At 64.0% G+C, this 12,957-nt stretch carries 13 protein-coding genes; 8 read left to right on the top strand and 5 right to left on the bottom strand.

Annotated features, from left to right (window positions below; genetic code table 11):
• The first annotated feature begins 264 nt into the window (after window positions 1–264).
• From IE100_RS11200 to IE100_RS11180, 5 genes are all read left to right on the top strand, one after another.
• A complete protein-coding gene (locus IE100_RS11200) occupies window positions 265–690 on the top strand; it encodes a ProQ/FINO family protein (protein ID WP_189374255.1) in 426 nt (141 codons plus the stop codon).
• 67 nt (window positions 691–757) lie between these two features.
• On the top strand, window positions 758–1,291 hold the full coding sequence (locus tag IE100_RS11195) for a macro domain-containing protein (RefSeq protein ID WP_189374214.1): 534 nt from the start codon (window positions 758–760) through the stop codon (window positions 1,289–1,291).
• A 161-nt stretch (window positions 1,292–1,452) separates the two neighbouring features.
• A complete protein-coding gene (gene cysK, locus IE100_RS11190) occupies window positions 1,453–2,385 on the top strand; it encodes a cysteine synthase A (protein ID WP_189374212.1) in 933 nt (310 codons plus the stop codon).
• Window positions 2,386–2,431: 46 nt separating this feature from the next.
• Window positions 2,432–2,863: a hypothetical protein gene (locus tag IE100_RS11185; protein ID WP_189374211.1), complete on the top strand. Its 432-nt coding sequence runs from the start codon at window positions 2,432–2,434 to the stop codon at window positions 2,861–2,863.
• Between the two features lies 1 nt (window position 2,864).
• Window positions 2,865–3,287 (top strand): YchJ family protein, encoded by a 423-nt coding sequence (locus IE100_RS11180; protein ID WP_189374209.1) that lies wholly within the window; start codon window positions 2,865–2,867, stop codon window positions 3,285–3,287.
• Window positions 3,288–3,429: 142 nt separating this feature from the next.
• Here IE100_RS11180 and IE100_RS11175 read toward each other — a convergent pair whose 3' ends face one another.
• Window positions 3,430–4,038 (bottom strand): FMN-dependent NADH-azoreductase, encoded by a 609-nt coding sequence (locus IE100_RS11175; RefSeq protein ID WP_189374207.1) that lies wholly within the window; start codon window positions 4,036–4,038, stop codon window positions 3,430–3,432.
• A gap of 137 nt (window positions 4,039–4,175) precedes the next feature.
• Between IE100_RS11175 and IE100_RS11170 the strand changes: the two genes are divergently transcribed.
• Window positions 4,176–5,090 carry a LysR family transcriptional regulator gene (locus tag IE100_RS11170; protein WP_189374206.1) on the top strand — a complete coding sequence of 305 codons (915 nt, stop codon included), beginning with the start codon at window positions 4,176–4,178 and terminating at the stop codon, window positions 5,088–5,090.
• Window positions 5,091–5,271: 181 nt separating this feature from the next.
• Window positions 5,272–6,525, top strand: a complete 1,254-nt coding sequence (locus IE100_RS11165; RefSeq protein ID WP_189374204.1) for an Hsp70 family protein — start codon at window positions 5,272–5,274, stop codon at window positions 6,523–6,525.
• Window positions 6,526–6,717: 192 nt separating this feature from the next.
• Here the strand turns inward: IE100_RS11165 and IE100_RS11160 are convergent, their stop codons facing one another.
• From IE100_RS11160 to pyk, 3 genes are all read right to left on the bottom strand, one after another.
• Window positions 6,718–6,867 (bottom strand): hypothetical protein, encoded by a 150-nt coding sequence (locus IE100_RS11160; protein WP_189374202.1) that lies wholly within the window; start codon window positions 6,865–6,867, stop codon window positions 6,718–6,720.
• A gap of 16 nt (window positions 6,868–6,883) precedes the next feature.
• Window positions 6,884–7,465, bottom strand: coding sequence for a LexA family protein (locus IE100_RS11155; protein WP_189374200.1), 582 nt, complete (start codon window positions 7,463–7,465; stop codon window positions 6,884–6,886).
• Window positions 7,466–7,682: 217 nt separating this feature from the next.
• Window positions 7,683–9,107, bottom strand: a complete 1,425-nt coding sequence (pyk, locus tag IE100_RS11150) for a pyruvate kinase (RefSeq protein WP_189374198.1) — start codon at window positions 9,105–9,107, stop codon at window positions 7,683–7,685.
• Window positions 9,108–9,525: 418 nt separating this feature from the next.
• Here pyk and IE100_RS11145 point away from each other — a divergent pair, with 418 nt between their 5' ends.
• Window positions 9,526–10,980, top strand: coding sequence for an aminoacyl-histidine dipeptidase (locus tag IE100_RS11145; protein ID WP_229800346.1), 1,455 nt, complete (start codon window positions 9,526–9,528; stop codon window positions 10,978–10,980).
• Between the two features lie 66 nt (window positions 10,981–11,046).
• Here IE100_RS11145 and IE100_RS11140 read toward each other — a convergent pair whose 3' ends face one another.
• A complete protein-coding gene (locus tag IE100_RS11140) occupies window positions 11,047–12,957 on the bottom strand; it encodes a putative bifunctional diguanylate cyclase/phosphodiesterase (RefSeq protein ID WP_189374194.1) in 1,911 nt (636 codons plus the stop codon).

Genomic DNA, 12,957 nt, shown 5'->3' with positions numbered 1-12,957 from the left:
AAATCAAGCTGGGCTTTGTGCTTTGTGGCGCGAGCCGCAGCAATCGTTGCGGCCAACCTTGGCGGTTGGCTGTGCTAACGCATAGCATGCGAGCGCCAAACGATGGCTTGTGACCTATAGTACGAGTCGATGACGGTAGTCGTAGCAACAAGGTCGGCTCTGCATTAAGATAGGCGTCTTTTTTCGGGTCGTGTCAGAGTGGGTCGTTCACTACTTGTCACCGCTCCGTGTTGCCCCATGAGATTAACCATGAAGAATCCTCAGATGAAGTCCAATAATGAAACCGCACTCGGTGCGGCGCTCAAGTCTGCTGTCCAGAGTCTCAGCAAGAAAAGCCAGACAGAAATGATTGCGACACATGTTTACGCCAAGTACGACGTGTTCAAACTGTTCCGTCCCTTGGCGCTGGGGATTCATGAGGCCCTGATTGCGGAGCTGCCGCAGTTTGATCCACAGCTGGTTTCGCGCATGCTGGCCAACCATTGCCGCAAGCAGCGTTACGTGAAGTCGCTGGCGCGCGGAGGCAAGCGGTTCGACCTCGCGCTGAAGCCGGTGGGTGTGGTTTCGGCCGAGGAAAAGGCGGCGGCCGAGAAAATGTGCCTGCCGAAAGCGGAGAAACCCGCTGCAGTCGCCACCGAGGCGCCGCAGCCTGCCGTAGACGCTGTGGCTTCCGATGTTTCTGAAGCGTAACGTCCGGATGTTGCCAACCCCTCATGCGAGGGGTTTTTCTTGTGCGGTGCGTGTTTGAGGTGCGGCAATGCTGACCGTTCGTAACGGTGTGCGGGTCGAGGTCTGGCGTGGGGACATTACGAAGCTGGATGTCTCGGCAATCGTGAATGCGGCCAACGTTTCGTTGCGCGGCAGCGGTGGGGTGGACGCGGCAGTGCACCGCGCAGCCGGCGGCGAGCTGTTGTCGGCCTGCTTGCAGCTGAAAGCTTGTGCCGCGGGTGAGGTCTGTGTCACGCCGGGCTTTGCCTTGCCGGCACGCTGGATTTTCCATGCGGTCGGGCCGATGTGGAAGGGTGGCGAAGACAACGAGGCGCAATTGCTGGCGTCCTGCTACTACAAGAGCCTGCAACTGGCGGCAGAGAAGCAGGTGAGCTCGATCGCCTTTGCTGCCATCAGCTGTGGCGCCAACCATTTTCCGCCGCTGGCCGCGGCCAATATCGCCTGGCATGTGGTGGAAACCTATCTGGCGGCTCCTCCGCCGTCGCTGCGCAGGATTGTGTTTGTCGCCTTTGATGACGAGGTCCATCGAGCCTGGCAGAAGGTGCTGGTCGGTATCAGTTGACGGCCGTGACCCAGGTGCTGGGCAATGAACCGTCCATGCCGGCCGGGAATTCATGCGTTCGGATCAATGCTTAGCAAGAATTGGTATTAGCCATCGATGGTGGTGCTGGTTAGAATAAATGGCAATATCTATCGCCATGGAAGATGGACTGGAGGAATAAAATGCACATTGCGAATTCTGTAACGGAGCTGATTGGCAATACGCCCCTAGTGCGGCTCAATCGGGTAACCGAGGGCGTGGGAGCAACGGTGGTTGCCAAGCTGGAGTTCTTCAATCCGGGGCACAGCGTCAAGGACCGTATCGCAGTGTCGATGATTGATGCGGCAGAGCGTGCCGGCAAGATCGGGCCGGAGACGATTATTGTCGAGCCGACATCGGGTAATACCGGTATCGGGCTGGCCATGGTGTGCGCGGCGCGTGGTTACAAGCTGGTAATCACCATGCCGGAGACGATGAGCCGCGAGCGTCGCCAACTGCTGCGCGCCTATGGTGCGGAACTGATCCTGACCCCCGGCCCGGAGGGCATGGGCGGTGCCATCGCCAAGGCCAAGGAGCTGGTTGCGGCCAACCCTGAAACTTACTTTCTGCCCCAGCAGTTCGAGAATCCGGCCAACCCGGAGATCCACCGTCAGACCACTGCCGAAGAGGTCTGGCGCGATACCGATGGCCAGGTCGATATTTTCGTGGCCGGGGTCGGCACCGGCGGCACCATTACCGGGGTAGGCGAGGTGCTCAAGGCGCGCAAGCCCGGAGTGCAGATCGTGGCAGTCGAGCCGGACGCGTCGCCGGTGTTGTCCGGCGGTACCAAGGGACCGCATCCGATCCAGGGTATCGGTGCCGGTTTTGTGCCGGCCATCCTGAATACCGAGATCTACGACGAGGTGATCCGGGTCAAGAACGACGATGCCTTCGAGACAGCGCGCGCCGTGGCGACCAAGGAGGGCGTGCTGGTGGGAATCTCTTCCGGTGCCGCCGTGTGGGCCGCCTTGCAGTTGGCCAAGCGTCCGGAAAATGCCGGCAAGCTGATCGTGGTGGTGATCCCGTCTTTTGGAGAGCGTTACCTGTCGACGCCATTATTTGAGCACCTTGCTTGAAGTGAGTGAGCGCAGCGTTACAATGACGACCATGAAACAGATATTCATGGTCGTTTTTATTTCGGGCGCACTGTCGGCGTGTGCCGTGCTGCCGCCTTTGCCGGGGATAAGCGGTGGTGTCGCAGTGCGGCCAGCCGCCGTGCCGCCATCGCAGCGGCTGTACGAGGAGGCGCAAGCGCTGTCGGCGCGCGTCGCCAAAGGCGAACTGAGCCGGGTGGCGGTTGCCGATCAGCTGGGGGCGCTGCGCGTGCAGCTGGTTGGCCGCAATGCGGTCGACGATGACGTGTTTACCCTCTACCGCCAGATTGCGGTGCGCCGCGATGCCGGGCAGATTGACGGTGCCAGGGCACAGCAGCTGATGCAGCAGCGCCTGCAGATGTGGCTGGAACGTTGGCCGCGCCTTGCCAGCAAGCCGGCGCAGCCGGCATTCACCAGCTTCATGCTCAAGCTGTACAGCATGCCGGCACTGGGGCAGTGACATGGGGAAGCGAAAAACAGCAAGCGGTGTCGTGGCGTGCCCGTGTGGTAGTGGTCGGGACTATGCCGCCTGTTGCGGCCCATATCATGACGGTGCGGTGGTGCCGAACGCCGAAGCCTTGATGCGGTCACGCTATAGCGCCTTCGTGATGGGTAATGAGGCGTATCTGCGCCAGACCTGGGCGGTGGAAAACTTGCCGGACGAGCCGTTGCTGGATGCCACAGTCAAGTGGCTGGGGCTGACTATCCTGTCGACGGAGGCCGGTGGCGAGCAGGACCAGACCGGCGTGGTCACCTTTGTTGCCCGCTACAAGATCAACGGTCGTGCCGGGCGGATGCAGGAACGCAGCCGGTTCGTGCGCGAGCAAGGCTTGTGGCGCTATCTTGATGGCGAGGTGAGTGACACCGCCACGCACCAGACGTAATCCAACGATCTGCTTGTCGGGACTTGCCAGTGTACTGGGGTTGCAGGTGTGGTGAGTGGTGGCGGGAATTTCAATAATGCAAAAAGGCAAGCCAGTCCGGCTTGCCTTTTTGCTTTTACGACCAGCACTCGCCGTTGGCTGCTTAGCGCGTGGCTTGGGCGATTGCTTCTTTGGCGGCGTTCAGGGCATTGCTGCGGGCATCGTCGCCCATGGCAACGGCTTCGGCGCGGATGAAGCGCACGTCGCTGATGCCGAGGAAGCCGAGTACGGTCTTCAGGTAGTCTTCCTGGAAGTCCATCGCCTGGCCTTGCTCGTTGCTGTAGACGCCGCCGCGGGCGGAGACCACGTAGACGGTCTTGCCGCCAGCCAGGCCCACCGGGCCGGTGTCGGTGTACTTGAAGGTGCGGCCGGCGACCGCAACGCGGTCGATCCAGGCTTTCAGCTGCGACGGGATGGAGAAGTTGTACATCGGTGCGCCGATGACCAGGATCTCGCTGCCGAGGAATTCGCCGATCAGCTGTTCGCTGCGGGCGCGCTCGCTGCGCTGCAGTTCGCTCCAGTCGCTTTCCGGGGTGAAGGCGGCGCCGAGGATTTCGCCCGACAGGTGCGGAATCTCGTTGCTGGCCAGGTCGTGGTAGATCACGCCGGTGCTGCCGTGTTGCGCTTGCAGGCTGTCGACCAGCGCGCGGGTCAGCTGGCGGGTAACCGAGTTGTCGTTGAGAACGCTGGAATCAAGGTGCAGGATTTTCATGGTGGGCTCCATTTCGATGAGTGCCGGTTGGCAGTAGCAATGGAGCGTATGGTAGTTTTTGCGACAATATCGGACTAGACTGCAAAATCGGGAATGATTGTCCTGAATTTGATGCCAATGCTAATGGAGCGTGCGCGATGCATGACCTGAACGATCTGTACTTCTTTGCCAAGGTGGTCGAGCACGGCGGTTTCATGGCGGCGGCGCGGCAGATCGGGGTGCCCAAGTCGCGGCTGTCGCGCCGGGTTGCCGAGCTGGAGGCGCAGCTGGGAGTGCGGTTGCTGCAGCGGACGACACGGCGGCTGGCGCTGACCGAGGTGGGGCAGGCCTACTTCGGTCACTGCCAGGCGATGCTGGCCGAGGCGGAAGCGGCGCAGGAGGCGATCGCGCGCGCCACCGACGTGCCGCGCGGCCTGGTGCGGGTGAGTTGCCCGGACCTGCTGGCGCAGTCGCTGCTGGCACCCTTGCTGCCGGAGTTCATGGCGCTGTATCCGGAGGTGCGCATCCTGCTGGAGGTGACTGGGCGTCGTGTCGACCTGATCAATGACGGCATCGACGTCGCGCTGCGGGTGCGTGCGCGGCTGGAGGACAGTGCCAGCATCGTGGCGCGCCCGCTGGGGCAGTCGCCATTGTTCCTGGTGGCCAGCCCGGCGCTGCTGGCCGAGCGTGGTCTGCCGCAGCATCCGTCCGAGCTGGCATCATGGCCGGCACTGGTGATGTCGCGGCCGGACGGTCGCGGCGAGTGGACGATGCACGACGAGGTCGGCCAGCTGTACAGCGTGCAGCTGGCCGCGCCGCGGCTGATGACCGACAACCTGGTGGTGCTGGCGCAGGCGGCGATCGACGGCTGTGGCGTGGCGGCGTTGCCGATGCTGGTCTGCCAGCAGGCGCTGGCCGACGGCCGGTTGCGACGACTGTTGCCGACTTTTTCCATGCCGGGTGGCATCCTGCACCTCGCCTTTACCGGGCGCCGTCATCTGGTGCCGGCGGTGCGGGTGTTTGTCGATTTTCTGGTTGAGCGCACGCCGCAGTGGAATGCACGCTTCGAATGACGGTTATTGCGGCCTGCTGCGCGCCGTATGACGCGGTTCGCCGCCTGTTGCCGGTATAACCGCGTCAAGGTTGGCCGCAAGGACAGGTCCGGTGCGCGCCGTGGTCCCGCATTTGTCTCGGGTGCAGGCGGCGCTTCTGCTACAATCCTGCCCCCTCCTTATTGAATGAACGGGTTGCACGATGGTTATTCCGGCATGCGGTGTCGATTTTGGCACCTCCAACTCCACGGTCGCCTGTTTCCGCGCCGGGCAGAGCCAGTTGCTGATGCTGGAAGACGACAAGGCGACCCTGCCGTCGGTGGTGTTCTTCAATGCCGAGGAGGAGAGCACTGCCTTTGGCCGCGCCGCGATCGGCGAATACCTGGACGGCTACGAGGGGCGGCTGATGCGCTCGCTGAAGAGCCTGCTCGGCACCAGCCTGATGAACGGCCAGACCGAGGTCAATGGCCGCGCGCTGCGTTTCATCGACTTGCTGTCCTCCTTCATCGGCACCCTCAAGCAGCGTGCCGAGCAGCAGGCGGGGCAGGCGTTCAGCCGCGCCGTGTTCGGCCGGCCGGTGTTTTTCATCGACGACGACCCGGTCGCCGACCAGCTGGCACAGGACACGCTGGCCGATGTCGCGCGCCGCGCCGGCTTTCAGGAGGTCGCCTTCCAGTTCGAGCCGATTGCCGCGGCCTTCGACTACGAAAGCCGCATCGAGCGCGAAGAGCTGGTGCTGATCGTCGATATCGGCGGTGGTACCTCGGACTTTTCGCTGGTACGGCTGTCGCCGCAGCGCCGCCACCTGCTGGATCGCCGTGACGACATCCTCGCCAACGGCGGCGTGCATATCGGCGGCACCGACTTCGACAAGCAGCTGAGCCTGCACAGCGTGATGCCGCTGCTGGGCTACCGCACGCGGCTGAAGAACAATGCCGAGGTGCCGTCCGGCTACTACTTCAACCTCGCCACCTGGCACACCATCAACTTTGCCTACACCCGCAAGATGCTGGCCGACCTGCAGGGGGTGTACGTCGACGCGCTGGAACGCGACAAGCTGGACCGCCTGTTTTCGGTGATCAACAAGCGCGCCGGCCACTGGCTGGCGATCCAAGTGGAGGCGGCAAAGATTGCGCTGTCCGACAGCGAGGCACACCTGCTGGCGCTGGACGAGATCGCCGACGGTCTCACGCACCAGCTGACACGCAGCCAGTTCGACGAGGCGATAGCGCGCCAGATCGACAGCGTGACGCAGACCATCGACCGCCTGCTGCAGGATGCCGGCATCGCCGCCGCGCAGATCGATACCGTGTTCTTTACCGGCGGTGCCAGCGCGGTGCCCCTGCTGCGCGAGCGGGTGGCGGCGCTGTTGCCGCAGGCGGCCAAGGTCGAGGGCGACCGTTATGGCAGCATCGGCAGCGGGCTGGCGCTGGATGCGATGCGCCGCTTCGGCTGAGCGGAGTTTGGCTCGCGCCGAGGTGGCGGGCGTGGCTGGATGTGATGTGATGTGATGTGATGTGATGTGATGTGATGTGATGTGATGTGATGTGATGTGATGTGATGTGATGTGGCGGATGTGATTGCGGCCAACCTTGGGGATCAAGGTTGGCCGCATGCCTGATGGGGCGGGGATGCCGGCAGCGGGAGCTCAGCCGACGAACTCCACCGGTACGAAGTAGCTGTGGCCGATGCGGGTCAGCAGCACCTGCGGCTGGCCTTCGACCACGGCACGAAACGCGCGCGGCAGGCGTTTCCAGTCACGGAACATCATCTTGATCGGGTCGTTGTAACGGTTCATGGCTTGCTCCTTGCGGTCAGTCCACGGCGTGAATGACGCTGGTCACCACACCCCAGATAAAGAAACTGGCGTCCTCGGGGACTTCGATCGGCTTGAACGCCGGGTTTTCCGGCAGCAGACGCACCCGCCCGGCGGAGCGCTCCAGCCGTTTCACCGTCAGCTCGTCGTTGATTACCGCCACCACCACCTTGCCGTTGCGCGGCTCCAGCGAGCGGTCGACCACCAGCATGTCGCCGTCGTGGATGCCGGCGTTGATCATCGAGTCGCCCTTGACGGTGACGAGAAAGGTCGACGCCGGCTTGCGCACCAGGTGCTGGTTGAGGTCGATGTCGGCCTCTTTCAGGTCGTCGGCGGCGACCGGCGAGCCGGCCGGCACGCGGCTGGCAAACAGCGGCAGCGACAGGTTTTTCAGCGCCTCGCCGAGCAGGGCGATGTCGCCGATGCTGCTGTGGTTGATGCTGCGCAGGCTGCGGTATTCGTCCAGCCAGTTTTCCAGTACCGGTTTCAGCGGCTCCGGTACGCGCATGGCAACGGTCTTGTCACCGCCGAAGCGGGATTTGCGACCGGCGCCTTCGCGCTTTCCTCCTTGCGATGACATGCTGTTTCCTCCTTGTTTTTGATTGTGTACGAATTCAAAAAACAAGGCAAGGGAATTGTGCTGGCGTCCGGGCTGGCTGTGGTTTTTTGGCGGAAGCTGTTGCGGATCAGTGCTTTGGCGTTGTGCGGGCGGGGGCAAAGGCCGGCGGCTTGCGGCCAACCTTGGCCGCAAGGGGGGAAGGGGGGGGCGGACCGGCGTCGCGCCGGCCCGTGACGGTTTAGCGGCCGTCGCCGGCCTTGATGATCTTCAGGGTGTTGGTGCTGCCCATCAGGCCGACACTGTCCCCGACGGTGACCACCAGGATGTCGCCCTGATCGACGCGGCCCTGTTCGATCAGCTTGCGCTCGGCGGCGGCGAGCAGCTTTTTCGAGTCGGCGGCGGTGGGCAGCAGCATCGGAAACACGTCGCGGTACAGCGCCAGGCGGCGGTAGGTGCTCACCTCCGGTGTCAGCGCGTAGATCGGCACGCCGCAGTTGACGCGGCTCATCCACAGCGCGGTGGAGCCGGTCTGGGTCAGCGCCACCAGCGCGCGCACCGGCAGGTGGTTGGCGGTGAACAGCGCGGCCATGGCGATGGACTGGTCGACGCGGCTGAACTCGCGGTTGAGGAAGGCGCGCTCCAGCTGGTAGTCGGACGAGGTTTCCGCTTCCAGGCAGACGCGCGACATCGACTCCACCGTCTCCACCGGATACTGGCCGGCGGCGGTTTCCGCCGACAGCATCACCGCGTCGGTGCCGTCCAGCACCGCGTTGGCGACGTCGGAGACCTCGGCGCGGGTCGGCACCGGGCTGCTGATCATCGATTCCATCATCTGGGTGGCGGTGATGGTCAGCTTGTTGCGTTCGCGGGCGAGGCGGATCATGCGCTTCTGCAGCGCCGGCACCGCGGCGTCGCCGACTTCCACCGCCAGGTCGCCGCGCGCGACCATGATGCCGTCGGCGGAGTCGATCAGGTCGTCGAGGTTGGCGATCGCCTCGCAGCGCTCGATCTTGGCGATGATGCGCGCCTGGCTGCCGGAGGCGTGCACCAGCGTGCGTGCCATGTACAGGTCGGCGCTGCTTTTCGGGAACGACACCGCCACGTAGTCGGCTTCCAGCTGCGCCGCGGTCTTGATGTCGTCGATGTCCTTGGCGGTCAGCGCCGGCGCGGTCAGGCCGCCGCCCTGGCGGTTGATGCCCTTGTTGTTGGACAGCACGCCACCGACCTTGACACGGGTGTGGATCTGGTTGCTGACGACCTTTTCCACGGTCAGCACGATGCGGCCGTCGTCGAGCAGCAGCACCACGCCGCTGGCGACGTCGTTGGGCAGCTCCTTGTAGTCGAGGCCGACGCGGCCGTCGTCGCCCAGCTCGCAGTCGGCGTCGAGGATGAAGGGCTGGCCGTTGGCGAGCGTGGTCTTGCCGTTGGCAAACTTGCCGACGCGGATTTTCGGGCCCTGCAGGTCGACCATGATCGCCACCGGCACGCCCAGCCGCTCGGCGGTAGCGCGCACCAGCGCGGCACGGTCGATGTGATCCTGCGCGCTACCGTGCGAGAAGTTGAGGCGGACGACGTTGACGCCGGCCTGCAGCAGGCGTTCCAGGGTTGCCGGATCGCTGGAGGCGGGGCCGAGGGTGGCGACAATCTTGGTGCGGCGGGTCATGGGGTTGCTCTCCGTGATTGAGTGTCTGTAATTATGGTACGGAATGGCGTTGTAATTAAGTGGCTACAGCGGTAATAAAATTACGCTGCAACAAGGTTGGCCGCAAACCGTCATCCTGCCGGCGCGGATGGCGGGGGGCTGCATGGCAGCGCTATGGCATAAATTGTGACTATGGCGGCGTGGGCGTTGTTTTTGTGCCAAGCGGATTCGTGATTGTAATCAATCACTCGCGTTTTGGCGGCTGGCCGGCTGCCGCCGCCGCTAACGCGAAACGCTTGCATTCAGGACGCCCCGCCGGGGGGCGTGGTAAAGTGGATCGTCTACAAAAAGGGTGATCACGAGTCACCCTGTGATTATTTTGGCGGAATTATTGGCATGAACTGTCTCCGCCGGCGGAATAAAGGAGCGCCTTGTTGTGGTGAATATTGCAGCCCTCGAACCCACCATCGTGTGGGAACACTTTCAGACCCTGTGTGACATTCCTCGCCCTTCCAAGCATGAAGCGGCGCTGCGCGACTATCTGAAAGGCTGGGCGGAACTGCGCGGACTGGAGACGGTGGTCGATGCGGCCGGCAACCTGATCGTGCGCAAGGCGGCGACCCCGGGCATGGAGGACCGTGTCGGCGTGGTGCTGCAGGGCCACCTCGACATGGTGTGCCAGGCCAATACCGGTACCGTGCACGACTTCTTCAACGACCCGATCCGTCCGGTGCTGAAGGACGGCTGGCTGATCGCCGAGAACACCACGCTGGGCGCCGACAACGGCATCGGCGTGGCGCTGGGGCTGGCGGTGCTGGCCAGCGACGACATTGCGCACGGCCCGGTGGAAGTGCTGATGACGCTGGACGAAGAGGCCGGCATGGGCGGTGCGCTGGGGCTGGAGCCGGGGCTGTTGCAGGGGCGGATGCTGATCAATATCGATACCGAGGAGTGGGGCGAGTTCTACATGGGCTGTGCCGGCGGCATCGATGTCAACGCACGGCGCAGCTACCAGCCGCAGCCGCTGCCGGCGGGTTTCGAGGTGCGCCAGCTGACGGTGGCCGGGCTGGTCGGCGGCCACTCCGGCGCCGACATCCACCTCGGTCGCGGCAATGCCAACAAGGTGCTGATCCGCCTGCTGCGCGAGCTGGAGGCGGTCACCGACCTGCGCGTGGCCACGTTCAGTGGCGGCACCGCACGCAATGCACTGGCGCGCGAGGCCTTTGCCGTGGTCGCCTATCCGGCCGCCGACGGCGACAAGCTGGCGGCGTATCTGGATGCATTCCAGGCACTGATGCGCTTCGAGCTGGCCGGCGTCGACGAAGGCGTGAGCATTGCGGCCAACCTTGCCAGCGCCGGCGAGGTGCTGGCACCGGCCGACCAGCAGGCGATCTTCAGCGCGCTGCACGCGGCGCCGCACGGCGTGAAGCGCATGAGCCAGCGCGTGGCCGGCGTGGTGGAGACGTCCAACAACCTGGGGGTGGTCAGCATTGCCGACGGCAAGGTGTTCACCAACCTGATGGTGCGCTCGCTGCTGGACAGCGGCTTCCGGAATCTGGCCGGCGAGATCGTCGGCCTGTTCCGGCTGGCCGGTTTCGAGGTGGACACCGAGGGCGGCTACCCGGGCTGGGCGCCGAATCCGGCTTCGCCGCTGCTGGCGTTGTTCCAGCAAGTGTATCGCCAGCAGTTCGGCGCCGATTCCGGCGTGCAGGTGATTCACGCCGGGCTGGAGTGCGGCATCATCGGCGCCAAGTATCCGCAGATGGACATGGTGTCGTTCGGCCCCAATATCCGCGGCGCGCATGCGCCGGGCGAGCGGGTGGAGGTGGCCTCGGTCGGCAAGGCGTGGCAATTGCTGCAGGCGGTGCTGGCCGCGGTGCCGGCCAGCGTCTGAGCCTGGATTCGCAAGGCATGAAGAAACCCGCCAACCGGCGGGTTTTTTCATGGCTGCGGCCGTGCGTCAGGCGGGGTCGGTCCTGGTTTCGTGTGCGCTGGCGGCGAGGTAGTGCCGGGCGTAGTCGAGGAAGGCGTCCGCGCCGAGCGGCCGCGAGTAGTAGTAGCCCTGGATCTCGTTGGCGCCGATTTCGAGGATCTTGCGCAGCTCGCTTTCGGTCTCCACCCCTTCGGCGACCACGGAAATACCCAGCTGGTGCGACAGGTCGGTGATCGCCTGCACGAACAGCGGCAGCCGCTTGTCCCGGTCCAGATGCCTGATGAAGGACTTGTCGATCTTGAGCTTGTCGAAACTGAGATCCTTCAGATAGGAAAACGACGACCAGCCGGTGCCGAAATCGTCCAGCGCGATGCGGATCTGCTTCTCCTTCAGCTGGGTAAAGATCTTGCGGCTGAGCTGCACGTCTTCCAGCGCGATGTTTTCCGTCAGCTCCAGGATCAGCTGGCTGGCGGGCAGCGGCCCGCCCTCCAGCCAGTCGCTGACGCGGTTGACCAGGTTCTGGTTGAAGATCGAGCTGCTGAGGTTGATCGAGAAGTGGACGTGGCACAGGGTGTCGGCCGGAAAGCGGGCGATGTCGTGGCGCATGCGGCGGAACAGCCACTCGCCCAGCTTTTCGCCCAGCCCGTTTTCCTCGGCGATCTGGACGATGTCCGGCGGGTTGATGAAATTCAGCTTGGGGTGGTTCCAGCGGATCAGCAGCTCCACCCCCAATTGCTGCGGCTGGCTGATGTTGATGATGGGCTGGTAGCACAGGTAGAGCTCGGTGTTGTGCGGTTCGGCCAGCAGCTGCTGCAGGTGGCCGGCCAGCAGCCGCTTGCGCTGGTACTGGTCGAGCATGAAGCGGTTGAACACCTGGTAGTGCAGCTGCTTGTCCTGCTTGGCGCTCAGCAGTGCCAGATCGGCAAACAGCACCATCTCCTCCACCGAGCGGGCGTGCTGCGGGTACTGGCTGATGCCCATGTTCAGTTTCACGCGGTGGGCCGGGTCTTCGCTGTGCAGCAGCCGTTCGAGCTGGTTGTAGATCTTGCGGGAGTAGGCGAACCAGCTGTAGCCGGACATGTTGCCGAACATCACCAGCGCAAATTCGTCGCTGCCGATGCGCGCCAGGTAGACCTCCTCGTTGCGGTGCTGTAGCAGCAGTCCGGCGATCTGCGCCAGCAGCTGGTCGCCGGCGGCGTGGCCGAGGCTGTCGTTGACCTCCTTGAAGCGGCTGAGGTCGACTAGGCACAGCACCACCTGTGCGTCCGGTATCGCGGTCAGTTGCGCCAGCCTGTTCATGAAGGCGGCGCGATTGGGCAGCTGCGTCAGCACGTCGTTCCAGGCCAGGAAGTGCTGTTTTTTCGATTCGCGGAACAGCAGCGCCAGCATGATGAGGCTGAACAGCAGCAGGATGCCGATGGCGGCAAAGTTGCGCATCCTGGCTTCGTCCAGCAGCCGGGTTTCCTGCAGCGCATTGGGGCCGGTGAAGTTCTGCACCATGATGTCGCGCAGCCGCGGAGTCAGCTCGTCCAGCTCCTGGCTCATCTGCGCCAGTGTCGGGTCGCCCGGGGTGGGGGAGGAGACGGTGCGCTCGTGGCGTTGCAGCACGCCGAGAATGCGGCGCACCAGGGTCTCGGCGGCAAAGCGCTGGCGGATTTCCCGGGTCGCCTCGCCGGTCAGGAACACGTCCATGCGGTTCCAGGCGATGTCGTAGCTGAGGCTGAGCTGTTTGTTGTCGGCGCGGCCGACCTGATAGAGCGTCAGCGTTTCCTGCAGGCGGTAGACGTCGATTTCTAGCTGCGCCAGCGCCCAGGCCGAGGTCTGGGTGTTGGTGGTGACGGTGCGGAAGGTGCGCTCATAGTTCCACGTCGACCAGGCTGTCACCGCGAGGAAGGTGCACATGACTGCGGCGAAGAGGAGGAAGCGGACTTTGCCCAT

This window comes from Vogesella alkaliphila, assembly GCF_014652475.1.
GTDB classification, from domain to species: domain Bacteria; phylum Pseudomonadota; class Gammaproteobacteria; order Burkholderiales; family Chromobacteriaceae; genus Vogesella; species Vogesella alkaliphila.
The sequence above is the reverse complement of the archived record's forward strand: the minus strand, read 5'-3'. Positions and strand labels throughout refer to the sequence as shown.

What these genes read in the sequence shown, in the direction of transcription:
- IE100_RS11200 (WP_189374255.1), top strand. Translation starts at nt 265, where the DNA reads ATGAAGTCCAATAATGAAACCGCACTCGGTGCGGCGCTCAAGTCTGCT.
- IE100_RS11195 (WP_189374214.1), top strand. Translation starts at nt 758, where the DNA reads ATGCTGACCGTTCGTAACGGTGTGCGGGTCGAGGTCTGGCGTGGGGAC.
- cysK (WP_189374212.1), top strand. Translation starts at nt 1,453, where the DNA reads ATGCACATTGCGAATTCTGTAACGGAGCTGATTGGCAATACGCCCCTA.
- IE100_RS11185 (WP_189374211.1), top strand. Translation starts at nt 2,432, where the DNA reads ATGGTCGTTTTTATTTCGGGCGCACTGTCGGCGTGTGCCGTGCTGCCG.
- IE100_RS11180 (WP_189374209.1), top strand. Translation starts at nt 2,865, where the DNA reads ATGGGGAAGCGAAAAACAGCAAGCGGTGTCGTGGCGTGCCCGTGTGGT.
- IE100_RS11175 (WP_189374207.1), bottom strand. Translation starts at nt 4,038, where the DNA reads ATGAAAATCCTGCACCTTGATTCCAGCGTTCTCAACGACAACTCGGTT.
- IE100_RS11170 (WP_189374206.1), top strand. Translation starts at nt 4,176, where the DNA reads ATGCATGACCTGAACGATCTGTACTTCTTTGCCAAGGTGGTCGAGCAC.
- IE100_RS11165 (WP_189374204.1), top strand. Translation starts at nt 5,272, where the DNA reads ATGGTTATTCCGGCATGCGGTGTCGATTTTGGCACCTCCAACTCCACG.
- IE100_RS11160 (WP_189374202.1), bottom strand. Translation starts at nt 6,867, where the DNA reads ATGAACCGTTACAACGACCCGATCAAGATGATGTTCCGTGACTGGAAA.
- IE100_RS11155 (WP_189374200.1), bottom strand. Translation starts at nt 7,465, where the DNA reads ATGTCATCGCAAGGAGGAAAGCGCGAAGGCGCCGGTCGCAAATCCCGC.
- pyk (WP_189374198.1), bottom strand. Translation starts at nt 9,107, where the DNA reads ATGACCCGCCGCACCAAGATTGTCGCCACCCTCGGCCCCGCCTCCAGC.
- IE100_RS11140 (WP_189374194.1), bottom strand. Translation starts at nt 12,957, where the DNA reads ATGGGCAAAGTCCGCTTCCTCCTCTTCGCCGCAGTCATGTGCACCTTC.